We start from the raw sequence: 23,130 nt of genomic DNA on the forward strand, positions 1-23,130 counted from the left end.
TGCGTCGCAAGAGGTAAGGTTCAATGAAATTTCTCGATCAGGCCAAGATTTATATCCGCTCCGGCAATGGCGGGGCGGGGGCCGTGTCGTTCCGCCGTGAGAAGTTTCTTGAATTCGGTGGCCCTGATGGCGGCGATGGCGGGCGCGGTGGCGATGTCTGGGTGGAAGCCGTCAATGGCCTCAATACGCTGATTGATTATCGCTATCAGCAACACTTCCGGGCCAAGACCGGTATGCATGGCATGGGCCGCAACATGACTGGCGGCAAGGGCGATGATGTCATTCTCAAAGTGCCGGTTGGTACGCAAATTTTTGAAGAAGATGATGAAACGCTGATCTGTGACATCACCGAAATTGGCCAGCGTTACCGTCTGGCCAAGGGTGGTAATGGCGGCTTTGGCAATCTGCATTTCACGACCTCGACCAATCGCGCGCCGCGTCGCGCCAATCCTGGTCAGGACGGCATTGAGCGTACACTTTGGCTGCGGCTCAAGCTGATTGCTGACGCTGGTCTGGTCGGCCTGCCGAATGCGGGTAAATCGACCTTTTTGGCAAGTGTGACGGCTGCAAAGCCCAAGATTGCCGATTATCCTTTTACGACGCTGCACCCCAACCTCGGTGTGGCACGCGTCGATGCGCGTGAATTCGTCATTGCCGATATTCCGGGCCTGATTGAGGGCGCCAGTGAAGGGATTGGTCTTGGCGATCGTTTCCTGGGTCATGTCGAGCGTACCCGCGTGCTTCTGCATCTGGTGTCGGCACAGGAAGAAGATGTTGCAAAGGCTTACACCGTCATTCGCGGTGAACTGGAGGCCTATGAACATGGCCTTGCGGACAAGACGGAAATCGTGGCGCTGTCGCAGATTGATACGCTTGATCCGGATGCACGCGAGGAAAAGGTGAAGGCGCTGAAGAAGGCTTGCGGGCGTGAGCCGCTGTTGCTTTCAGCTGTCAGCCATGAGGGTCTTAACGATGCGCTACGCCAGCTGGCGGCTGTTATTGATCATAGCCGTGCGCTTGAAGCTGGTACGGCTGAAGAAGAATAAGCATAGGGTTTTATTTGGTCGCGCATCTTGTCTGAAAACCGCTTCACACTTTTCGGGATGCGCTTGAGAATGCGGCGCAGGAAATGAAGATATGCTCAAACATCTTAAAGACTATCGCCGCATTGTTATCAAAATAGGTTCTGCCCTTCTGGTGGATCGCTCAACCGGACTCAAGCAAAACTGGCTTGAGAGCCTGGGTCAGGACATTGCGGCGCTTCATCATGCGGGCGTCGAAGTTCTGGTTGTTTCATCCGGTGCCATTGCGCTTGGACGTACTGTTCTTGGTTTGCCGAAAAAATCGCTGAAACTGGAAGAAAGTCAGGCGGCGGCAGCCGCCGGGCAAATTGCGCTCGCAAAAGCCTATGCCGATGTGCTTGGTGGCCATGGCATCAAGTCGGGTCAGATTCTCGTGACACTTTCGGATACGGAAGAGCGTCGCCGTTATCTCAATGCGCGCGCAACGATTGAAACGCTTCTGAAGCTCGGCGCCGTGCCGATCATTAATGAGAATGATACGGTTGCGACAACGGAAATCCGTTATGGCGATAATGATCGTCTGGCAGCCCGTGTTGCCACCATGATGGGGGCTGATCTTCTGATTCTGCTTTCGGATATTGATGGTCTTTACACGGCACCGCCGCATAAAGACCCGAATGCACAGTTTTTGCCGCTCGTTACAACAATCACACCTCAAATTGAGGCGATGGCGGGTGCCGCGGCATCAGAGCTTTCGCGCGGTGGCATGAAGACCAAGCTTGACGCGGGCAAGATAGCCAATGCGGCAGGCACTGCGATGATTATCACCTCCGGCACACGTATGGGGCCGCTTTCGGCTATTGATCGGGGGGAACGCGCGACATTGTTTGAACCAGCGCGTGCGCCGGTTAATGCGTGGAAGACCTGGATTTCCGGTAATCTCGAACCCGCTGGTCGTTTGAGTGTCGATGCCGGTGCAGCCAAGGCGCTGAAATCCGGCAAGTCGCTTTTGCCTGCGGGCGTGAAAGAGATTGTTGGTCAGTTTGAACGTGGCGATACGGTTGCAGTTCTCAACGAGGACGGCCGTGAAATCGCGCGCGGTCTGATTGCTTATGATGCGGAAGATGCGCGCAAAATTGCCGGGCACAAAAGCGATGAGATCGGTGCCATTCTTGGTTATGATGCGCGGGCTGCAATGATCCATCGCAATGATCTGGTAGTACGGGGTGTGACTACTGCCGAGACGGAACAAGCGTAAGGGGAAGAGGATGTTGAACAAAGTGGACGCCGGAACTGACATCGCAGCCATCATGGCAGAAGTTGGTCGTAAAGCCAGACAGGCAGCGGCTCCGCTTTCCATTGCTTCGCCTCAACAGAAAAACAAAGCCCTGCTTGATGCCGCAGATAATATTCTTGCAAGCAAAGATGCCATTCTGAGAGCCAACAAGCTCGATCTTGCCAATGCTGCAGAAAGCGGGATGGCCGCTTCGTTTGTTGATCGGCTGACACTCGATGACAGTCGTATTCAGGCGATTGCCGATGGTATTCGCGCTATTGCTGAATTGAATGACCCAGTCGGTGAAGTGATTGCCGAATGGGATCGTCCGAATGGTCTCCATATCGAGCGCGTTCGTACACCATTGGGCGTCATCGGTGTGATCTATGAAAGCCGTCCCAATGTGACCGCAGATGCTGGCGCGCTATGTCTTAAAGCTGGCAATGCGGTTATCCTGCGTGGCGGTTCAGATTCCGCGCATTCATCGGCTGCTATTCACAAGGCACTGGTCGCGGGACTGGAGGCAGCGCAATTGCCTGCAGACGCTATTCAGATTGTGCCAGTTACAGACCGTGCGGCAGTTGGCGAAATGCTCAAAGGTCTTAACGGGACGATTGACGTGATCGTGCCACGCGGCGGCAAAAGCCTCGTTGCGCGGGTGCAGTCAGAAGCCCGCGTGCCGGTTTTCGCGCATCTCGAAGGCATCTGTCATCTCTATATCGACAAGTCGGCAGATCTCGATATGGCGCGTGCGATTGCTGTGAACGCCAAAATGCGCCGCACCGGCATTTGTGGTGCAACCGAAACCTTGCTTGTGGATCGCGGAGTGGCTCAAACGCATCTGGTGCCGGTTCTTGAAGATCTCGCCGCCAAGGGTTGCGAAATTCGCGGCAGCGATGAAGTCATAGCGCTGTATGCGAGCGCTAAGCCTGCCACGGAAGAAGACTGGTCGACCGAATATCTTGACGCGATCATTTCGGTGGCGCTCGTTGATGGCGTCTCGGGCGCGATTGAGCATATCAACCGTTACTCCTCCCACCACACAGAAGCTGTTGTGGCTGAGGATGCGGATGTCGTTGCGCGCTTTTTCAACGAGATCGACTCGGCCATTCTGCTGCATAATGCATCGACGCAGTTTGCAGATGGTGGCGAGTTCGGCATGGGGGCGGAAATTGGAATTGCCACCGGCAAGATGCATGCGCGTGGTCCGGTTGGTGTCGAACAACTGACCTCTTTCAAATATCGTGTTCGTGGAAACGGACAGGTTAGAGGCTGATGCGGTTCGGCTTCGGGCTTTCCGCATTAAAGGCGAGTTATCCGAACGTCGATTCGCACTATTTGCGTATGCCTCATGTCGAAAAGGGCATGACGGTCGGCCTGTTTGGTGGCTCGTTCAACCCACCGCATGGTGGTCATGCGCTGGTCGCTGAAATCGCCATTCGGCGGCTGAAGCTTGACCAGCTCTGGTGGATGGTGACGCCTGGCAATCCGCTGAAGGATAGACGCGAACTTGCGCCGCTTGCTGAACGTCTGGGACTCAGTGAGCATGTCGCAAGTGACCCCCGCATCAAGGTGACGGCGCTGGAAGCCGCGTTTAACGTGCGTTACACAGCAGACACTCTGGCGTTGATCCGCAAGGCCAATCCCGGTGTGCATTTCGTCTGGGTTATGGGCGCGGACAATCTGGCTTCCTTCCATCGCTGGCAGCGCTGGCGGGAGATTGCGCAGAATTTCCCGATTGCAGTCATCGACAGGCCGGGTTCGACTTTGGCTTATTTGTCCTCACGGATGGCGCAAACATTTTCCGATAGTCGGCTAGATGAACATTACGCGCCGATCCTTGCACGGCGTAGACCTCCGGCCTGGACCTTCATTCACGGACCGCGATCCTCGCTTTCGTCGACGGCGCTCCGTAAACAGAAATTGAAAAAGTGAATGAGCTTAACAAGCCAAAACTCTTGAAAGAATACAGGGACTCTGCCTATCTTAGGTTTGTACGGTGCTTATGAATGCCGTATTGCGTTGTTCTTGTCGGAAAGGAACTACACTGAGAACAGCAATTGAGAAGAAGGCTCAACACGCGCCTTCATCGGTCGGGATGAACGAAACAGCTTTCGTGTCCCAGACCTTCGACGCGGCTTTGGCCAGTCTCGAAAACTCCAAAGCAGAATCCATTATCCCCATAGACATCCGTGGAAGATCTTCGATCGGCGATTATATGATCGTCGCATCTGGTCGTTCGCATCGTCATGTGACGGCTGTCGCTGATCATCTTTTGCAGGCCCTTCGTGAAATGGGCTGCAAGGATATGCGGGTCGAAGGACTCGAGGGCGGTGATTGGGTTCTCATCGATACAGGCGATATCGTCATCCATATTTTCCGTCCGGAAATTCGTGATTTCTACAATCTGGAAAAAATCTGGATCAACGACGATTTCGAAGATCAGCGCGCATCGGGTACGGTGCACTGATTTGAGCGCATCCCGAAAAGTGTGAAACGGTTTTCGGATAGAGATGCGTGTTAAAAGAAAGAGTTAGAGCGCCGATTTGATCGAAATGCGCTCTAGGTCGTTATGAGGACGCGATGCGTGTGAGTGTTATGGCCGTGGGCCGGATGAAAGCCGGCCCCGAGCGGGAGTTGGTTGAGCGTTATTTCGACCGTTTTTCCAAGGCGGGGCCGCCGCTTGGGCTTGAATTCGCCGGTGTGAGCGAAATCCCCGAAAGTCGCGGACAGACGGTTGAACTGCGCAAGGCCGAAGAAGCACAGCGCATCAATGAAGCACTCGATAATGGTGCTGCCCTTATCCTGCTCGACGAGCGCGGCAAGGCGATCGGCTCGGAAGCATTTGCCGAACGCATCGGTCGTATGCGTGATGATGGCAAGCGCCATCTGATTGTCGCCATTGGTGGCCCGGATGGGCACGATCCTGCTTTGCGTTCGCGCGCCGATCTGGTTCTCGCTTTGGGGGAGCTGACATGGCCGCATCAGATTGCCCGTATATTGATTGCTGAGCAATTATATCGGGCTGCAACAATTCTTGCAGGACATCCCTATCATCGTTCCTAATTATTTCATGCTCTTCTAATAGTTGATGTGCGGGTCAGGTTTTGTAACTGCCTTGTGAATCATTTGAAGAATTGCATGTCGCTTTCATCGACGAATAAAACGCTTCCGCAGATCGCATTTGTGACCGATCGTGGTTTTCTCAAGCCAACGCTGGTGGCGATGTGGGGCGTTCTGCGCCACTTGTCTCTCCCGGGTATTATCCATTTCTGGGGCGATGGATTAAGCGGTGAGGATTGGGAAGCGGTGCATCGGGTCGCTTCCAAAAACCCCGCAGTCACGCTGAATTGCCTTGCTCTTACCCAGGATGATTTAGACGGGGCAAAAGGGCCAACGGCCTATATCTCTGCCGCATCAATGGGGCGTCTGCATATTCCGACCAGAATTTCAGGTCGCGTTCTGTACATTGATGGCGATACACAGGTCGTAGGCGATGTTGCCCCACTTTTCGCGCTTAATCTCAATGGTTGCCCGATTGGTGCGGTGCGCGATTGCGTTGTGGCGAAATGGTCTGCACGCAGCCTCAAGGTGCGCGAAAAATGTATGCCCCGTGTCCGTGAGCTACAGGGGGTGATGCAGCAAAGCGATATATCGCGCTACTTTAACTCCGGTGTTCTTCTGCTTGAAACCGATGTTATCCGCGCGGAGCCTGAACTGCACCGGGCCATGCATGATCTGGTTCGTGCTTCTGCCTGCCCGCTGGGCGATCAGGACCATCTCAACAATGTTTTTCGGGATCGCGTGCATCTGCTCAACCCGGCTTATAATTCGTCGTGGCGGCAGGCTGAGCGGCAGCGGCGCCACATCGCCCGGCTTGGGGGCGACGTTGAAGAAAGCAAATCCGTGCCAGACATCATCGTGCACTTCCATGGTCCAGAAAAGCCATGGAAGCACCCACGCCGCGACCTCTGGAAACACCGCGCGCGGGCAGTCTGGCGCTATCGGCGTGAATTGCACGAATATGTGCAGAGCTATCCTGATTTGGCGCCGTGACAGCATATTCAATTCTCTGAAATGACCAAAGAGAAAATGGCCGCAGCGTAATTTCACAGATTGCCTATGGCTAACAATTCCTTAATGCTCTGCGGCTAGTTTTGGCCTTGTTTCTTTCTGATATAGCGCGCCATGAGTCCTTTTCGCCTTTCAAAAAAGCCTTTGCTGCCTGCCTTGGTGCGGGTCGGCTTTGTTGCGGCTGCGCTTATGTCAGGCGCAATGCCGGCTTTTGCGCAAGAAGGAATCCAGCAGCAGCGTGACAAGGCAGCAAGTGAATATGAGCAGCTCAGCACCCAACTCTCGGTATCAAGCGACAAGCTGAAGCAGCTCGAAGACGAGGTAGCCAATCTAAAGAAAGATCAGGCAACGATTACGGCAGCGCTTATTCAGTCTGCAAAGACGGACAAGAAGCTGCAGCAGGACATTTCTGATAGTGCCGACAAGCTCGTTTCCTTGCGCGAACAGGAAGATGGAATTCGTACCTCCTTGCGTGCACGGCGCAGCGTTCTGGCAGAGGTGTTGGCTGCGTTGCAGCGCATGGGCCTGAACCCGCCGCCAGCTATTCTTGTGCGCCCGGACGATGCATTGGCATCGGTGCGCAGTGCGGTGTTGCTTGGTGCGGTGGTGCCGGAAATGCGTGGGCAGGTTGAAGAACTGACCGGCGATCTGAAAGATATGCAGCGTGTGACCTCTTCTATCGAGCAGGAGCAGGAAAAACTCAAGGCAACACGCACGGCACAGGCCGAAGAACAAAAGCGTCAATCACTTCTTCTTGAAGAAAAGAAGAAATTGCAGGTTCAATCCGAGCAGGAAATCGTGGCAGAGCGTAAGCGTTCGGAAGAACTCGCCGACCGGGCCGGAAGCCTTAAAGAACTGATTGATGGACTCGATAAGCAGATGGCGGGTATCCGCGATGCTGCTGAAGCTGCACGTACAGCGGAAACAGAGCGTTTGGCAAAGGCGCAAGAAAAGGCCGGAGAATCAACGCCTGAAGAGAACCGTCTTCACGCGCAGATCGATTTTGCGTCGTTGCAGGGACGGTTGATCCTGCCTGCCGCTGGAAAAATGATTCGCCATTTTGCACAAAAGGATGGCGTTGGTGGCAACATGATGGGGCAGGTTTTAGAAACCTTGCCTGCTGCCACGATTACGTCACCTTCTGACGGTGTGGTACTATATGCAGGAACATTCCGATCTTATGGCCAGCTCTTGATCCTCGATGCTGGCGGTGGATATCATATCGTGATGGCTGGAATGGGTCGAATCGATGTGGCTCAGGGGCAGTTCGTGCTGGCGGGTGAACCTGTTGGTGCAATGGGTGAAAAACTTCTCGCAAGTGTGGCACCGATAGAGGTGGGCAATGGTGCGCCATTGCTCTACATTGAGTTTCGAAAAGATGGAAAACCCGTTGATCCGGCCCCTTGGTGGACCGAACGGCTTTCTGGAAGGACACAAAATGATACGTAAACTGTCGCTGCTGTTCGCCGGAGCGCTGTTAGGGGCGTCAGCCATGGTGATGGTTCAGGGCGCACCCGCTTCTACGGCTTTCGCCGCAGCGGGGAAAGACAGCGACGTCTATAAGGACCTGGCTCTCTTCGGAGATATTTTCGAGCGTGTGCGTCAGCAATATGTGACGCCGCCCGATGATAAAAAGCTGACCGAAAGCGCTATAAACGGCATGTTGACGTCGCTTGATCCGCACTCGTCTTACCTCAACCCGGAAGCGGCGCAGGATATGCGGGTGCAGACCAAGGGTGAATTTGGCGGCCTTGGCATCGAAGTGACCATGGACAATGATCTGGTGAAAGTCATCGCGCCAATCGACGATACGCCAGCCTCTAAAGCTGGGGTTCTCGCAGGCGATTTGATCAGCAAGATCGATGGTCAGGAAGTTCGTGGTCTCAGCCTCAGTGATGCTGTTGAGAAGATGCGTGGTGAAGTTGGTTCGCCGATTGAGTTGACACTCATTCGCGAAGGCGCTGAAAAGCCGATTACGCTCAAGATCGACCGTGCAGTCATCAAGGTGAAGGCTGTTCGTTCGCGTGTCGAAAATGATGTTGGCTATCTGCGTGTTATTTCCTTTACCGAACAGACATCCGATGATCTCAAGAAGGCGATCAAAGATATTCAGGAAAAGCTTCCGGGCGACAAGCTCAAGGGCTATATTCTTGATCTTCGCCTCAACCCGGGTGGTCTGCTCGATCAGGCTGTCGCTGTTTCTGATACCTTCCTCGACAAGGGAGAAATCGTTTCGACCCGTGGTCGTGATCCGCAGGATGTGACGCGCTTCGATGCGCGCAAGGGTGATCTGGCTGATGGCAAGCCGGTGATCGTTCTCATCAATGGTGGTTCGGCCAGTGCTTCGGAAATCGTAGCTGGTGCGCTGCAGGATCATCGCCGCGCAACCGTTCTTGGCACGCAGTCCTTCGGCAAGGGCTCTGTTCAGACGATTATCCCGCTTGGCGAAAATGGCTCACTGCGTCTGACGACGGCACTCTATTACACGCCCTCGGGGAAGTCGATCCAGGGCAAAGGTATTACGCCAGACATCAAGGTTGAACAGCCGCTGCCAGCTGAAATGCTCGGTCAGGATGTTGTTCGTGGAGAATCGGAGCTGAAGGGACACATCAAAGGCAATCAGGAAGATGATCAGGGATCAGGTTCCGCAGCTTATGTGCCACTTGAGGCCAAGGATGATGTGCAGCTCAATGAAGCACTCAAGCTTCTTCGTGGCGAAGTTGCGAATGCTGCCTTCCCGCCGGATGTCAAAAAAGGCGTTCTGAATTAATTGCCTTTGAAGGCGAATGAAACAACAAACGCGGGAGTTCAAACTTCCGCGTTTTCTTTTGTCGCAGTTCAATAATATTGAAACTGTATGTTCCGCCGCATATCAATTGCTGCGCAAATAGCCATTTCACGGAGATATCATGTCGAAACACAAAGGCCCTGTTGATCCGGAAAGCTTGCCTTATCGCCCTTGCGTGGGGTTGATGGTTCTCAACAAGGCCGGTCTGGTCTGGGCGGGGCGCCGCATTGTTATCCCCGGTGATGAAATGGATGGTGCAACGCAGCTCTGGCAGATGCCGCAGGGTGGTATCGACAAGGGTGAGGATCCGGCAGTTGCATCGCTGCGTGAGCTTTACGAGGAAACCGGCATGACGTCGGTGTCGCTGCTTGAAGAAGCGCCGAACTGGATCAATTATGATCTGCCGGCACATCTCGTCGGGCAGGCCCTCAAGGGTAAATATCGCGGGCAGACCCAGAAATGGTTCGCCTATCGCTTTGAAGGTGATGAGAGCGAGATTGCAATCAATCCGCCGCCCGGTGGTCATACAGCGGAGTTTGAGGAATGGGCGTGGAAGCCAATGCAGGAGCTACCTGAATTGATCGTGCCGTTCAAGCGCAAGGTTTACGAAGAGGTCGTGAGCGCTTTCCGCCATCTCGCTCCCTAGTTTACAAGCCTCTTGCCTGTCGGGCCGACTCATAGTCAACTCGTCCGAGATATGTCGCGGACGTGTGCTGAGAGGGAGAATTGCTTATGGACGGTATGAGTCTTATTGTCTTTCTGTTTGTGGGGCTGATTGCAGGCTGGCTGGCAGGCAAAGTGGTGCAGGGCGGTGGTTTCGGCATCATCGGCAATATTATTGTCGGCGTGATCGGTGCCTTCTTTGCCGGTTGGTTACTGCCTCGTCTCGGCTTCTCGGTTGGCGGTGGCGTGGTTGCCTCAATCGTCAATGCCTTTATCGGCGCCGCTATCCTTTTGATAATCCTGCGGATCGTCAAACGCGTCTGATGATTTTGGATTATTTCGGCCGGATTGCGCGATCCACCAATCATAATAATGGCCCGGTTTTAAGGACCGGCCAGCATCTTTCAAAGCTTGAGAAGAATGACACCGAATTCGAAGCTATCGCTTGGCTTGGTTCTGACGGCATCCGCTGGTTTCGTTGATGCAATTGCCTTCCTGCAACTGGGCGGTTTCTTTGCATCTTTCATGAGTGGCAACACCACGCAACTTGGGACTGCGATTGCCGGGCAGCCGGGCGTGCAGGGCGAGGTTCTGATCTGGTTTCCCGCTATCTTGATTGTCCTGTTTTTCGTGGGCGCTTTCTTTGGAACACTTGTCGTTCGTGCTTACGGTCGTGCGGGTAGTCTTTATGTGATGGCCAGTGTGGTGGCGATTTTGTTGTTGGTTGGCGTCCTGCGGCGCGAAGGCGCAATGTTTATCCAGCCGGTCCTGCTGCTTGCCGCCGCAATGGGTGCGCAAAACGCGGCCGTACAACCGATTGGCGCTGCGCGTCTGGGTGTAACTTACGTAACCGGCACGCTCTTTAATGCCGCTGCCGATCTTGCCTGTTCTCTGCGCGGTGAAACACCAAAGTGGCGGTGGTTGCAGCATGTCGCAGTTTGGCTGGCCTTGATGCTTGGCGCTGTGGGCGGTGGCCTCGGCCATTATTTTATTGGTCTTGATGCCTTGTTCGTACCAGCCGCTATGATTGTCGGGGCCATGGTTGTTTATATGAAGGTTAGCTAAACAGCGATTTTTCACTTTCAACCAGCTGCGAAATCAACGCTGAGACGGCTGTCACGCGGCGGAGTGTGCGTGCGGATTCATGGTAGGTCAGCCAATAGGCGCGGCGAATGGTGCGATCGGGAAAAAGCGGGACGAGGTCGGGGTCAGCGCGTGCGATGAACGCATGGAGAATACCGATACCAGCACCGGCCCGCACCGCCTCCACCTGACCCAGTGCACTCGACACTTCAAAATCCGGTTTCCAGTCGCGGCTGATCTCTGCGGCATAGGCAAGCGATGGATTGACCACGAGGTCTTCAACATAGCCGATCAGCCTGTGGCCGCTCAGTTCTTCGATCGATTGTGGTGCGCCATGTTCCTCAAGGTAACTGCGATGCGCATAAAGACCGAGCGTATAATCTACCAGCCTGCGGGCGATCAGCCTCCCTTGCTCGGGACGTTCCACAGTAATGGCAATATCCGCTTCGCGCCGTGACAGCGAAAACGAGCGCGGCACAGGCACCAGCTGAATGGTGAGATCAGGATATTGTTGCGTGAGACGTGCAAGCCGGGGGGTGAGAAAATTCACACCGAAGCCATCGGGTGCGCCGATACGCACTGTGCCGGATACGGCAACATCGGCATTGCCCACCTGCGCACGGGCCGAAAGCATTTCCGCTTCCATACGTTCTGCTGCTAGAAGAAACTCTTCGCCGGCCTGCGTCAATGTCGAACCATTGGTGCGTCGCGTCAGAAGCGTTGTCGAGAGCGCTGTTTCAAGGGCAGTGAGACGGCGTGCAACCGTGGTGTGGTTGATGCCTAATCTTTTGGCCGCGCCCAGAATTTGTCCCGAGCGCGCAACAGCCAGAAATATCCGAATATCATCCCAGTTCATGGCAATTCTCTCCGCGTGATCTTGTACTATAAAAAATGCACAACGGATACGCTTTTCAGCGCCTTGCAATAACGAATTTGCAGAGTCAGGATGGGCTACAAGAAGACGGCTTTTGACGCCGCCTTAAGGAACAACATAAGGGAGGCGTTTTGATGCGCACAGTAGGTCATTTCATCGGCGGCAAGCATGTAGCTGGCAAAAGCGGTCGTACGGCTGATATTTATCAGCCGCTTGACGGCACGGTGCAAGGCACTGTGGCGCTGGCCACAAAAGATGAGGTCCGTGCCGCGGTTGAAAATGCAAAGGCGGCTCAGCCAGCATGGGCTGCAACCAATCCGCAGCGCCGCGTTCGCATTCTGCGCAAATTCCTTGAACTGGTTGAGGCTGAATATGACAGCCTTGCAGAACTGCTGGCGCGTGAGCACGGAAAGACGATCGCTGACGCCAAGGGCGACATTCAGCGCGGTCTGGAAGTGGTGGAAGTCTGCCTTGGTTCCGCTCATATGTTGAAGGGCGAATTCACCGACAATGCAGGCACCGGCATCGACACCTATTCGATGCGCCAGCCACTCGGCGTTGTTGCCGGTATTACGCCGTTCAACTTTCCTGCCATGATTCCGCTCTGGAAAGCTGGCCCGGCAATTGCCTGCGGCAATGCCTTCGTGCTGAAGCCATCCGAACGCGATCCGGGCGTACCGATGCGTCTTGCCGAACTGTTCATGGAAGCAGGCCTTCCGGCTGGCATTTTCAACGTTGTCAACGGCGACAAGGATGCGGTTGATGCGCTGCTCGACGATAAGGATGTACAGGCAATCGGCTTTGTCGGCTCGACACCAATTGCCCAATATATCTACGGTCGTGGCTGCTCGAACGGCAAGCGCGTCCAGTGTTTCGGTGGTGCCAAGAACCACATGCTGATTATGCCGGATGCGGATATGGATCAGACCGTGGATGCGCTGATCGGTGCCGGTTACGGTTCGGCTGGCGAACGCTGCATGGCGATCTCTGTTGCGGTTCCGGTCGGTGAAGAAACAGCAAACCGACTGATGGAAAAGCTGATCCCCCGCGTTGAAGCACTCAAGATCGGCCCATCGACTGACAATTCCGCTGATTATGGTCCGGTTGTCACCAAGGCCGCACTTGAGCGCATTCGCGGCTATGTTGATCTTGGCGTTGAGGAAGGCGCAAAGCTTGTGGTCGATGGTCGTGGCTTCAAGATGCAGGGTTATGAAAACGGCTTCTATATGGGCGGCTGCCTGTTTGATCACGTGACACCGGACATGCGCATCTATAAGGAAGAAATTTTTGGTCCGGTTCTTTCCGTCGTTCGCGCCAAGAACTACGAAGAAGCTCTCGCTCTTCCGAATGAGCATGAATATGGCAATGGCGTTGCTATCTTCACCCGTGACGGCGATGCAGCCCGCGATTTTGCCAGCCGTGTTCAGGTTGGCATGGTCGGTATCAATGTGCCGATTCCGGTTCCGATTGCTTACTACACCTTTGGCGGCTGGAAGGCTTCGGGCTTCGGCGATCTCAACCAGCACGGCCCGGATGCTTTCCGCTTCTACACCAAGACCAAGACAGTCACCTCGCGCTGGCCGTCTGGTGTTAAAGATGGAGCAGAATTCGTTATCCCGACGATGAAATAATCATCGATAATTTTTGAGGGAACCCCGCCCATGTGGTGGGGTTTTTCTTTTGTGAAAGGTTTTGATCACAAAAGGTCTACTTTCCTTGAAGATGCGCTAGTTTAATGAATGACCGAGTCGTGATTATCAGGAGCATTCTTCATGAGCGGAAAAACCAACCAACGTATCGTTCTTGCATCGCGTCCCGATGGACGACCCACGGCAGAGAATTTTCGGCTCGATGAGGCCGCGATTCCGGAGCCGGGCGAGGGCGAAGTTCTCCTGAAAATCCGCTATCTCTCGCTTGATCCTTACATGCGCGGACGAATGAGTGCTGCCAAATCCTATGCGGCACCCGTAGATATCGGTGCTGTCATGGAAGGCGGAACAGTCGGTGAAGTGGTGGAAAGTAAAAGCGCGGGCTTTCTTCCCGGCGATTTTGTTCTCTCGCATTCCGGCTGGCAGAGTTATGCGGTTGCCGATGCTTCCACGTTGCGCAAGCTCGATCCCGAACAGGTGCCTGTCACAACGGCGCTTGGTGTCATGGGGATGCCCGGCTTCACTGCCTATTCGGGTTTGCTTACGATCGGTCAGCCAAAAGAAGGTGAAACAGTTGTGGTCGCTGCCGCGACTGGTCCTGTGGGGTCGACTGTCGGGCAGATTGCCAAGCTTAAAGGTGCGCGTGCAGTCGGTATTGCGGGTGGGGCAGACAAGTGCAAAGCGCTGATCGACGAGTTTGGGTTTGACGTTGCCCTTGACCATCGCTCAGATAATTTCGCGCAGGAGTTAGCTTTGGCCTGCCCAAAGGGCATTGATGTTTACTTCGAGAATGTTGGTGGCAAGGTGTTTGACGCCGTTATGCCGCTGCTCAACCAGTTTGCGCGAGTGCCGGTCTGTGGGCTGATCGCGCAGTATAATCAGAGTGGTGTTTTTGACGGGCCGGATCGGTTGCCGCTGCTTATGCGCGATATTCTGACCAAAAGCCTGACTATTCGCGGATTCATTCAGCGTGATTTTGCCGATCAGCGCCCGGCCTTTTATCATGAAATGGCAAAATGGATTGCTGACGGCCATGTGCGTTATCGCGAGGATATCGTTGACGGGCTTGAGAATGCTCCCAAGGCATTCATTTCCATGCTGGAAGGTGGCAATTTCGGTAAGCTCATCGTGAAACTGGGCTGATCAGAGAATATTCTACTTGCAGAACTGCAATCCGGGCGTGATGCTATGTCCTGTCCCGGTTCGGGTCTCCGGGAAACGAGTCTTTTCTTGAGGGAAGGCAGATCATGGGTGAACGCCATCAGGCGGGAACAGGCGAGGGCGGCAGTCCGGGGCGCGAGCGTCAGGACGAAGCTCAGCGCATTCTTGAGCGGCTGGAGCGGGAGCAGACCGGCCCCGAGGGCATCGTGCGTCGTGGTCTTTCCCGCACCGCAAGCCATCTTGCTGCCAATGATGCACCGGAGAACGATCTGATCGAGCTCTGGGCTACCCGCATCGGACGTGGACTTGGACTCATCATCACGCTGGCGATTATCGTCTGGCTCATTTCTTATCTCATGCAAAGCCAGGTTTAACATGACGCTTTCTGCGCCTTCGGACGCGACAACCGTTATTGTCATCTCGAGCCATGTCGTGCGTGGCTCTGTCGGAAACCGCGCCGCTGTTTTCGCTCTGGAAACACTCGGATTTCCTGTGTGGGCCGTGCCGACGGTGATATTGCCGTGGCATCCCGGCCATGGTCGTGCCGGGCGTATCGTACCGCCGGCTCAGGAATTTGCGACACTGATGCAGGATCTTGAGCGCGCGCCATGGCTCGGTGAAGTGGGCGCAATTCTCACCGGCTATCTTGGCCATCCCGAACAGGCGGCAGCTGTGGCGGGGCTGGTTAAAAAGGTGAAAGAGCGCAATCCCAATGCGCTTTACCTCTGCGATCCGGTGATTGGCGATCAGAAAGGTCTTTACGTGCCGGAAGCAACAGCCATCGGGATTCGCGATCACCTGATGCCGCTTGCAGATATTGCAACGCCCAATCGCTTTGAGTTGTCTTGGCTGACGGGGGTTGAGCTTGAGGATAACAAGGCCTTGATGGAAGCAGCCCTTGATACAGGGCCTGCAACCATGCTGGTGACGTCTGCATTTCCATTGATGACGGGTAGTATCGGCAATATTCTGCTCACACCAACCCTTGCGCTGATGGCCGAACATCGCTGTGTCGATGGGCCTACCAATGGCTTGGGCGACCTGACATCGGCCGTGTTTCTCGCGCGCAGGCTTGCTGGTTTTTCAGAAGAAAAGACGCTGCAAAGCACAACGGCGGCAGTGTTCGAAATCATGGCCCGTTCCGCAAAACGCGGTGCTGATGAGCTGATGCTTGAAGCGGATGCTTCAAGTCTCGCAACGCCAATGGCTATGGTGCAGACAAGACGGCTGGTTCACCCAACCAAGGGATTGCGCGCATAACAGGTCAACTGGGCGGCAAGGGGTCGCAAGTTGTCGTCTCACGTTTTTGATTGCTCTGCGTTTTCGATAGGGATAATGGAAATCTATGGCTGATATTCCAGATACACTCCTCGCCGGTTACCAAACCTTTATGAGCGAGCACTTCGCTTCTGAAACGGCACGTTATAAGGAACTCGCTGAAAAAGGTCAGGCACCACAAACACTGGTGATTGCCTGCTGCGATTCCCGCGCCGCTCCGGAAACAATTTTCAATACTGCACCGGGCGAAATCTTCGTCCTGCGCAATGTCGCCAATCTCATACCGCCTTATGAGCCTGATGGCGAATTCCATGCAGCTTCTGCTGCACTTGAATTTGCCGTGCAGAGCCTCAAGGTGAAGAACATCGTTGTCATGGGTCATGGACGATGCGGTGGTATCAAGGCAGCGCTTGATACGCAATTTGCACCGCTTTCGCCGGGAGACTTTATCGGCAAGTGGATGAGTCTGATCGCACCTGCCGCAGAGACGGTCAATAATAACGATCTGATGACACCAACGGAGCGTCAGACGGCGCTTGAGCGTATTTCGATACGCTATTCACTCAACAATCTGCGCACGTTCCCATGCGTCGATATTCTTGAGAAGAAGGGCAAGCTCACCCTTTACGGTGCATGGTTTGATATTTCGACCGGCGAGCTTTGGGTGATGGATCAACAGACCGGAGACTTTAAAAGACCTGAAGTTTCCGTCGAAAATGCACCGGAAACAGCAGCATAAGACGAAAAAAGCCCCGATTTTCGGGGCTTTTCTCTGTTTAGATCATTGCGAAACAGTGAACTGTTAAGCCATACCAATGATTATTGATCGATTGCCTTGCCCATTTCAGCAATGGCACGCTGGTAGACCTGAGCAGCATTCCAGCCTTGAATTGCACTATAGTTTGGTTCGCCGGGCTGATAACCTGCACCGCGCTTCCAGCCATGGCCAACGAGGAAGTTGGCGGTCGAATAAAGGGCGTCAGCTTTCGAGCGGGCCATGTCGATGTGACCGCTGCCATCGCCATCCACACCGTATTTCAGGACGTTGACCGGCAGGAACTGGGTCTGACCGATTTCACCGTGCATTGCACCGACCGCATTCGGATCGAGGTCCTGATTGTCGATCAGCTTAAGTGCTGCGTAAAGCTGCTGGGTGAAATAGTCGCTGCGACGGCAATCATATGCCAGTGTTGCAACAGCGGAAAGTGTGTGCTGTTTGCCGAGATAGGCGCCGAAGCCGGTTTCCATGCCCCAGATCGCGATCAATGGGCCAGCAGGAACACCATAACGCTTTTCGATGCCTGCGAAAAGAGCAGCATTCTGCTTCTTGATCGACTTGCCGCGCTGGATGATCGTATTTGCACCGCGCTTCTGCATGAACTGATCAAATGAAAGCTTGAAGCTTTTCTGATTGCGGTCGGCATTGATGGTTGCCTGCGCGTATTTCGTTTTGGCAAGGGCATCAAGCCCACGTTTGCCAATGCCGCGTGACTGCGCTTCCTTCATCGTCTGCTGAAGCCAGGCATTGTAGCCGGCACCATTGTTGCCGCACTGGGCTGCTTCAACGATGCTGGTTCCAGCCATCATACCCACTGCAAGAACTGCTGCTGCCGTCCAAACCCGGCCTTTGGCAAACAATGCCATTCTTTTCTCCTTCGGAGTTGATTCTACCTCGGCGCGAATTTGCCATTCTTTACACCGAATGTCATGCTGCAATGCGACGTAAGGCCTGCACGGCGGCGGTGCGCTTATAGTCTTTTTTTCACGGATTCTTCAAGTTCTGGTAAATGGGGGCGATATTTGGTGGTTTAAGAGGCAAATTACCGGTTACAAAGCGCAGTTTCCCGCCTTTTGCTTGACATTGCGGCCTCAGGCCCCTAAAGCCACACCCAATCTATCCGCGATCTTCAGAACGCGAGCCGCCGACCGGGACCCATTTGGTATAAAGAGATCCCGGAGGTCCACATCCGACAGCGCGATGCGCCCTCGGGTGCTGTATCGCTTTGGTTGCTTCTTGAACTGGTCTGGTCAAAGAACGATGTATCCCTGACGAAGCCTTACGCCTCCTCTCGGATTAAAAGGAAACTCGATGTTTGAATCACTTCAGGAGCGTCTTGGCTCCATTCTGAACGGCCTTACCGGACGCGGCGCTCTTTCTGAAAGCGACGTGACGGCTGCGCTGCGCGAAGTGCGTCGTGCGCTGATCGAAGCCGACGTTTCGCTGGAAGTGGTTCGCTCGTTTACCGACCGCGTTCGAGAGAAGGCAGTCGGCGCAGAAATTCTCAAAAGCATCAAGCCCGGCCAGATGGTCGTTAAGATCGTCCATGACGAGCTTATCGAAATGCTTGGCACCGAAGGCGTTTCGATTGACCTGAACGCACCGGCACCTGTCGTCATTATGATGGTGGGTCTGCAGGGCTCGGGTAAGACGACGACAACCGGCAAGATCGCCAAGCGTCTGACTGAGCGTCAACGCAAAAAGGTGCTGATGGCGTCGCTCGATACGCGTCGTCCAGCAGCACAGGAACAGCTTCGTCAGCTTGGCATTCAAACCTCTGTCGATACATTGCCAATCATCGCTGGCCAGTCGCCGGTTGAAATCGCCAAGCGCGCCGTGCAGGCTGCAAAGCTCGGTGGTCATGATGTGGTTATCCTCGATACCGCTGGTCGCACGCATATTGATGAGCCGCTGATGGTGGAAATGGCGGATATCCGCAAGGCCGCCAATCCGCATGAAATTCTGCTTGTGGCAGACAGCCTCACCGGTCAGGACGCCGTTAATCTCGCGCGCAACTTCGATGAGCGCGTCGGCATTACCGGTATCGTTCTCACCCGTATGGATGGCGATGGCCGTGGCGGTGCAGCTCTTTCGATGCGCGCCATCACCGGCAAGCCGATCAAGCTGATCGCCACCGGCGAAAAAATGGATGCGCTTGAGGAGTTCTATCCCAAGCGTATTGCCGACCGTATTCTTGGCATGGGCGACATTGTTTCGCTCGTCGAGAAGGCTGCTGAAAACATCGACGCGGAAAAAGCCGCAGCGATGGCCAAGAAGATGCAGTCAGGCAAGTTCGATCTCAATGATCTTGCTGACCAGCTGGGCCAGATGAAAAAGCTCGGTGGTATGGGCAGCATCATGGGCATGATGCCCGGCATGGGCGGAATGAAAGACAAGGCTGCAGCAGCCGGTCTTGACGACAAGGTATTTGATCGTCAGCTCGCCATTATAGGCTCGATGACAAAGGCTGAGCGCGCCAATCCCGATCTTCTCAAGCACAGCCGCAAGCAGCGGATTGCCAAGGGTTCCGGTACCAGTGCTGCAGACATCAACAAGCTTCTCAAGATGCACCGCCAGATGGCCGACATGATGAAAGTCATGGGTAAAGGCAAGGGCGGAATGATGAAGCAGATGATGGGCGGCCTTGCCAACAAGATGGGCCTTGGTGGTCTAGGTGGGGGAATGGGCGGTATGCCTGATCTGTCCAAGATGGATCCCAAGCAGCTTGAAGCGCTTGCCAAGCAGGCAGAAGCAGCTGGTCTTACCAAGGGTGGCGGTCTGCCGGGGCTGCCGGGTGGTGGGTTGCCTGGTTTAGGCGGACCTAAGCTTCCGGGCCTTGGTGGTCTGCCGGGTCTACCGAAGAAGAAGTGAGCAAGATGGCTGACGAACAGAACACTGTACCTGCTGAACTTCTCGCACTGCGTGCATCCATCGATAATATCGATGCGGCACTCATCCACATGCTTGCGGAACGTTTTCGCTGCACCAAGGCTGTGGGTGTCCTGAAAGCTGAGCGCGGCCTTGCCGCTGCTGACCCGGCGCGTGAGAAGCGTCAGGTCGAGCGTCTTCGTGGTCTCGCAGTTGATGCCCATCTCGACCCAGATTTTGCCGAAAAATTCCTGAACTTCATCGTGAAGGAAGTCATTCGGCACCATGAGCATGCCGCTGCCAACCACAGCGGAAACTGAATACCGTAAAACGGTTTAACCTATCGCCCATCAAGGGCAGAGTAATTGACTAAAGGAAAGAAAAAATGGCTCTTAAGATTCGTCTCGCCCGCGCTGGCTCCAAGAAGCGTCCTTACTACCACGTTGTTGTTGCTGACGCTCGCAGCCCACGCGACGGCCGTTTCATCGAAACCGTTGGTGCATGGAACCCAATGCTTGCTAAAGACGCTGAACGCGTAAAGCTTGACGCTGACCGCATCCAGCATTGGATTGCACAGGGCGCACAGCCAACCGATCGCGTCCTTCGTTTCCTCGACCAGGCCGGTCTTGCAAAGCGTGAAGCACGCAGCAACCTGACCAAGGGTCTCCCAGGCAAAAAGGCTCAGGAGCGTCTCGCTCTTGCCAAGCAGGCTGAAGAAGAAGCTGCTGCTAAGGCCGCTGAAGCTGCAGCCGCCGCTGCTGCTCCTGCTGAAGAAGCTGCAAGTGAATAATTTCTCGCACATTGCGAATGGAAACACGGCGGAGCGATCCGCCGTTTTTTTTCGGAAGATCGAGCGGTCTTTTACGTTTTATTTCAAATCCATTTCCCAGGTCTGCCCGATCAGATCAACGCCGAATGAATGGTGCGGCGCTTCATCGACAAGCTGGAATCCGGCTCGCTCATAGAGGCGTCGGGCTGTTGTGAGCACGCTGTTTGTCCATAATGTAAGTTTTTCGTCACCGACTGCGCGGGCGCGTTCAATACAAGCATTTACCAGCTTCGCACCGATACCTGTTCCGCGTGCTTCCTGCTCAACATAGAGCAAACGCAGCTTGCCAAGTTTGGGCCGGTCTGCGCGCACCAGAAATACCGAGCCAACGATGCGACCATCGATTTCAGCGACCCAGGCTCCATCATGTGTCGGGTCAAAGGATTCAATGTAGTCGGCGAGAATGCGCGCGACGAGTGCTTCATATTCGTGATTCCAACCGTATTCTTTGGTGTAAAGCACGGATTGCCGGTGGATGATCCAGCCGATGTCGCCAGCCTGCAAGTCGCGTAAAGTGGCTTCCGGGCGGTGATCCTCGTCGAATATGCGCATGATGGTGCCTGCGGCAGCCACCAGATTGCTGCGTTGTTCTGGACGCAGTTCTTCGAGAAGCCCGCCGACAGCCTTGCAGGTGTTGCTTTCAAGTGCGGAATAGGCCTTTCGTCCAGCTTCAGTCAGTTCAATCGGACGGCTACGGCCACCATCAGGGTGTGGCGAAGTTTCCAGCAAGCCACGCTCGGCAAATCGCCTCAGTGTTCTGCTAAGCTGACCACGGTCAAGTCCGAGAACACGCATGACGTCTGCAGCAGTTGGCATGGCCCGATGGGCAATCTCGTAGAGAATGCGCGCTTCGGTGAGCGTGAACGGGCTCTTGTCGAGATGAGCGTTGAGCAAGCCCAAGCGGCGTGTATAGACACGGTTGAATGCGCGCAGCTTGCTGATATCGTCCTGATTTTCGTTGAGTGTCATACCCGCATCCGCCTTTGCAAAGCTATCTCTTATGTTGACTCTATCAATATCCAGTATGTTGATAGAGTCAACACTGTTGAAGGGCGTCAGTCTGTTTTGTTCACGACGATGGTTGAGGGGGTAGTTTCACGCGCATCCAACTGCCTTTGGTAAACGGGCTGGACGATGCGCAAAATTCGTCTATCTTATTGATTTGACGGCTCGCATTTTCGTAAACACGCATATGTGGGTAACCATGATTGTTTCTGGCGCTGCGAAGGCGCCTTTTTCAGGAGAACACTATGTCGGCTGTGACCGCTATCCGTTCTTTCCCAGTCCCAGCATCGGTTCGCCGTATTCTCATTGCTCTGGGTCTTGTGATGCTTGTGCCGCTGCTTTCAGCTTGCGGTTTCAATACAATTCCCACCAATGAGGAAAAAGCCAAGGCTGCGTGGAGCGAAGTGCAGAACCAGTATCAACGCCGTGCCGATCTCGTTCCCAACTTGGTTGAGACAGTGAAGGGCTATGCTGCCCACGAAAAGGAAACGCTGCAGGCTGTCATCGACGCGCGTGCCAAGGCCACGCAGGTACAGATCACGCCGGAGACGCTCAACAATCCAGAGCTTTTCAAACAGTTTCAGGACAATCAGGCAAACCTCACCAGTGCGTTATCGCGCCTGATGGTTGTTGTGGAGCGTTATCCCGATCTCAAAGCAAACCAGAACTTCCTCGCGCTGCAGTCGCAGCTTGAAGGTACGGAAAACCGTATTGCCGTGGCACGTCGCGATTATATCGAAGCGGTCCGCGTCTATAATACGACGATCCGCACCATGCCGACGATGATCTGGACATGGATCTGGTATCGTGATGCCGCGCCTATGCAGACATTCACCGCAGATGCTGCAAGCCAGTCGGCGCCTCAGGTCAACTTCAACAACTGATCGGGCATTCCGTGGTAGCTTTGCTTCCCTTTCGTGAGGCGGTTGTTCGTGGCCTGAATGGGCCACGGCTGCTTGCTGCTTTTCTGCTTTTCCTGTTTGCGAACTTCATCGCCTTTGGCGCGAATGCGCAGGATGCAGCAAAGCCGGCACAGGTGCTGACAGGACGCGTTGTTGATGCGGCGGGGATCATTGATCCGGCTGAACGACAGCAACTCATCCAGAAGCTCGCGGATTTTGAAGCAAAATCATCCGATCAGGTGGTCGTTGTGACTGTTCCAAGCCTCAATGGCGAGGACATTGAAAGCTACTCCAATCGTTTGTTCCGCGCCTGGGCATTGGGCCAGAAGCAGGAAAACAACGGCATTCTGCTGGTTGTGGCACCAAATGATCGCAAGGTGCGTATCGAGGTCGGTTACGGGCTTGAAGGCACGATGACGGATGCGCTTTCGAGCGTCATCATCAATGGCACGATCATTCCGGAATTCCGCACGGGCAATTATTCAAACGGTATCGTGCAGGGCGTCGATGGCATTCTGTCCGTGCTGTCCGGCGATGCTGCCGAACTGGAAGCGCGTGCCAAGCGGAATGTTCAGACGAGCTCCGGTTCCGATGACATTGATTGGGTTTTCGTCGTTTTCATTACTTTCTGGGCCCTGATCTTCTTCGGCGGCTTCGGCATGGCAATCTTGACGCCGATTTTTGGCCAAAAGATCGGTCCGGGAAAATATCGCTGGCTTGGCATGGTGATGGATTTTAATTCCCGTGGCGGGTCCGGGGGCGGAGGTGGCTTTTCCGGCGGTGGTGGCGGATGGTCATCGGGCAGCAGAGGTGGCGGCGGGTTTTCCGGCGGCGGTGGTTCGTCGGGTGGTGGCGGCGCTTCGGGTAGTTGGTAAGGGAG

The 23,130-nt window shown here is 54.6% G+C and carries 25 protein-coding genes; 22 read left to right on the top strand and 3 right to left on the bottom strand.

Annotated features, from left to right (window positions below; genetic code table 11):
• Positions 1–23 precede the first annotated feature (23 nt).
• The 12 genes from obgE (at position 24) to H5024_RS02840 (ending at position 10,888) form a co-directional block, all read left to right on the top strand.
• Positions 24–1,046 carry a GTPase ObgE gene (gene obgE, locus H5024_RS02785; protein ID WP_187543921.1) on the top strand — a complete coding sequence of 341 codons (1,023 nt, stop codon included), beginning with the start codon at positions 24–26 and terminating at the stop codon, positions 1,044–1,046.
• A gap of 91 nt (positions 1,047–1,137) precedes the next feature.
• On the top strand, positions 1,138–2,280 hold the full coding sequence (proB, locus tag H5024_RS02790) for a glutamate 5-kinase (protein WP_187543922.1): 1,143 nt from the start codon (positions 1,138–1,140) through the stop codon (positions 2,278–2,280).
• A 10-nt stretch (positions 2,281–2,290) separates the two neighbouring features.
• Positions 2,291–3,574, top strand: a complete 1,284-nt coding sequence (locus H5024_RS02795; RefSeq protein WP_187543923.1) for a glutamate-5-semialdehyde dehydrogenase — start codon at positions 2,291–2,293, stop codon at positions 3,572–3,574.
• The gene (locus H5024_RS02800) at positions 3,574–4,233 is read left to right on the top strand and encodes a nicotinate-nucleotide adenylyltransferase (RefSeq protein ID WP_187543924.1); all 660 of its coding nucleotides are present in this window, start codon (positions 3,574–3,576) and stop codon (positions 4,231–4,233) included. The genes H5024_RS02795 and H5024_RS02800 overlap by 1 nt, the downstream gene beginning before the upstream one ends.
• Before the next feature lie 163 nt (positions 4,234–4,396).
• Entirely contained in the window at positions 4,397–4,768 is a 372-nt protein-coding gene (gene rsfS / locus H5024_RS02805; RefSeq protein WP_187543925.1) for a ribosome silencing factor, read from the top strand.
• A gap of 113 nt (positions 4,769–4,881) precedes the next feature.
• Entirely contained in the window at positions 4,882–5,364 is a 483-nt protein-coding gene (gene rlmH, locus H5024_RS02810; RefSeq protein WP_187543926.1) for a 23S rRNA (pseudouridine(1915)-N(3))-methyltransferase RlmH, read from the top strand.
• A 75-nt stretch (positions 5,365–5,439) separates the two neighbouring features.
• Positions 5,440–6,354, top strand: a complete 915-nt coding sequence (locus H5024_RS02815) for a glycosyltransferase (RefSeq protein ID WP_187543927.1) — start codon at positions 5,440–5,442, stop codon at positions 6,352–6,354.
• A gap of 207 nt (positions 6,355–6,561) precedes the next feature.
• The gene (locus H5024_RS02820; RefSeq protein ID WP_247875241.1) at positions 6,562–7,821 is read left to right on the top strand and encodes a murein hydrolase activator EnvC; all 1,260 of its coding nucleotides are present in this window, start codon (positions 6,562–6,564) and stop codon (positions 7,819–7,821) included.
• Positions 7,811–9,142 carry a S41 family peptidase gene (locus H5024_RS02825; RefSeq protein WP_187543929.1) on the top strand — a complete coding sequence of 444 codons (1,332 nt, stop codon included), beginning with the start codon at positions 7,811–7,813 and terminating at the stop codon, positions 9,140–9,142. Before H5024_RS02820 ends, H5024_RS02825 begins: the two co-directional genes overlap by 11 nt.
• 139 nt (positions 9,143–9,281) lie before the next feature.
• Positions 9,282–9,806 (top strand): RNA pyrophosphohydrolase, encoded by a 525-nt coding sequence (locus H5024_RS02830; RefSeq protein ID WP_187543930.1) that lies wholly within the window; start codon positions 9,282–9,284, stop codon positions 9,804–9,806.
• Between the two features lie 86 nt (positions 9,807–9,892).
• Entirely contained in the window at positions 9,893–10,147 is a 255-nt protein-coding gene (locus H5024_RS02835) for a GlsB/YeaQ/YmgE family stress response membrane protein (protein ID WP_187543931.1), read from the top strand.
• A 96-nt stretch (positions 10,148–10,243) separates the two neighbouring features.
• Positions 10,244–10,888, top strand: a complete 645-nt coding sequence (locus H5024_RS02840; protein ID WP_187543932.1) for a YoaK family protein — start codon at positions 10,244–10,246, stop codon at positions 10,886–10,888.
• Here H5024_RS02840 and H5024_RS02845 read toward each other — a convergent pair.
• Positions 10,881–11,762 carry a LysR family transcriptional regulator gene (locus H5024_RS02845; protein WP_187543933.1) on the bottom strand — a complete coding sequence of 294 codons (882 nt, stop codon included), beginning with the start codon at positions 11,760–11,762 and terminating at the stop codon, positions 10,881–10,883. The genes H5024_RS02840 and H5024_RS02845 overlap by 8 nt on opposite strands.
• A 152-nt stretch (positions 11,763–11,914) precedes the next feature.
• Between H5024_RS02845 and H5024_RS02850 the strand changes: the two genes are divergently transcribed.
• The 5 genes from H5024_RS02850 (at position 11,915) to H5024_RS02870 (ending at position 16,607) form a co-directional block, all read left to right on the top strand.
• The gene (locus H5024_RS02850) at positions 11,915–13,411 is read left to right on the top strand and encodes a CoA-acylating methylmalonate-semialdehyde dehydrogenase (protein WP_187543934.1); all 1,497 of its coding nucleotides are present in this window, start codon (positions 11,915–11,917) and stop codon (positions 13,409–13,411) included.
• A gap of 141 nt (positions 13,412–13,552) precedes the next feature.
• A complete protein-coding gene (locus tag H5024_RS02855) occupies positions 13,553–14,572 on the top strand; it encodes an NADP-dependent oxidoreductase (protein ID WP_187543935.1) in 1,020 nt (339 codons plus the stop codon).
• A gap of 104 nt (positions 14,573–14,676) precedes the next feature.
• A complete protein-coding gene (locus tag H5024_RS02860; protein WP_187543936.1) occupies positions 14,677–14,964 on the top strand; it encodes a hypothetical protein in 288 nt (95 codons plus the stop codon).
• A gap of 1 nt (position 14,965) precedes the next feature.
• On the top strand, positions 14,966–15,850 hold the full coding sequence (pdxY, locus tag H5024_RS02865) for a pyridoxal kinase PdxY (RefSeq protein ID WP_187543937.1): 885 nt from the start codon (positions 14,966–14,968) through the stop codon (positions 15,848–15,850).
• Positions 15,851–15,935: 85 nt separating this feature from the next.
• Positions 15,936–16,607: a carbonic anhydrase gene (locus H5024_RS02870; RefSeq protein WP_187543938.1), complete on the top strand. Its 672-nt coding sequence runs from the start codon at positions 15,936–15,938 to the stop codon at positions 16,605–16,607.
• An 80-nt stretch (positions 16,608–16,687) separates the two neighbouring features.
• Here H5024_RS02870 and H5024_RS02875 read toward each other — a convergent pair whose 3' ends face one another.
• Complete coding sequence (locus H5024_RS02875; RefSeq protein WP_187543939.1) at positions 16,688–17,512, bottom strand: lytic murein transglycosylase; 825 nt, start codon at positions 17,510–17,512, stop codon at positions 16,688–16,690.
• A gap of 445 nt (positions 17,513–17,957) precedes the next feature.
• Between H5024_RS02875 and ffh the strand changes: the two genes are divergently transcribed.
• The 3 genes from ffh to rpsP all read left to right on the top strand — a co-directional run bounded on the left by ffh (position 17,958) and on the right by rpsP (position 20,304).
• On the top strand, positions 17,958–19,517 hold the full coding sequence (gene ffh, locus H5024_RS02880) for a signal recognition particle protein (protein ID WP_187543940.1): 1,560 nt from the start codon (positions 17,958–17,960) through the stop codon (positions 19,515–19,517).
• 5 nt (positions 19,518–19,522) lie between these two features.
• Positions 19,523–19,834, top strand: a complete 312-nt coding sequence (locus H5024_RS02885; protein WP_007876888.1) for a chorismate mutase — start codon at positions 19,523–19,525, stop codon at positions 19,832–19,834.
• Between the two features lie 65 nt (positions 19,835–19,899).
• Entirely contained in the window at positions 19,900–20,304 is a 405-nt protein-coding gene (gene rpsP / locus H5024_RS02890; protein ID WP_187543941.1) for a 30S ribosomal protein S16, read from the top strand.
• A gap of 78 nt (positions 20,305–20,382) precedes the next feature.
• On the opposite strand, the gene H5024_RS02895 is transcribed toward rpsP, so the two are convergent.
• Entirely contained in the window at positions 20,383–21,312 is a 930-nt protein-coding gene (locus tag H5024_RS02895; RefSeq protein ID WP_187543942.1) for a helix-turn-helix domain-containing GNAT family N-acetyltransferase, read from the bottom strand.
• Between the two features lie 281 nt (positions 21,313–21,593).
• Here H5024_RS02895 and H5024_RS02900 point away from each other — a divergent pair, with 281 nt between their 5' ends.
• Complete coding sequence (locus H5024_RS02900) at positions 21,594–22,232, top strand: LemA family protein (protein WP_187543943.1); 639 nt, start codon at positions 21,594–21,596, stop codon at positions 22,230–22,232.
• A gap of 83 nt (positions 22,233–22,315) precedes the next feature.
• Positions 22,316–23,125, top strand: a complete 810-nt coding sequence (locus H5024_RS02905; RefSeq protein WP_187546550.1) for a YgcG family protein — start codon at positions 22,316–22,318, stop codon at positions 23,123–23,125.
• Positions 23,126–23,130: the final 5 nt, after the last annotated feature.

The organism is Ochrobactrum sp. Marseille-Q0166, from assembly GCF_014397025.1.
GTDB lineage: Bacteria > Pseudomonadota > Alphaproteobacteria > Rhizobiales > Rhizobiaceae > Brucella.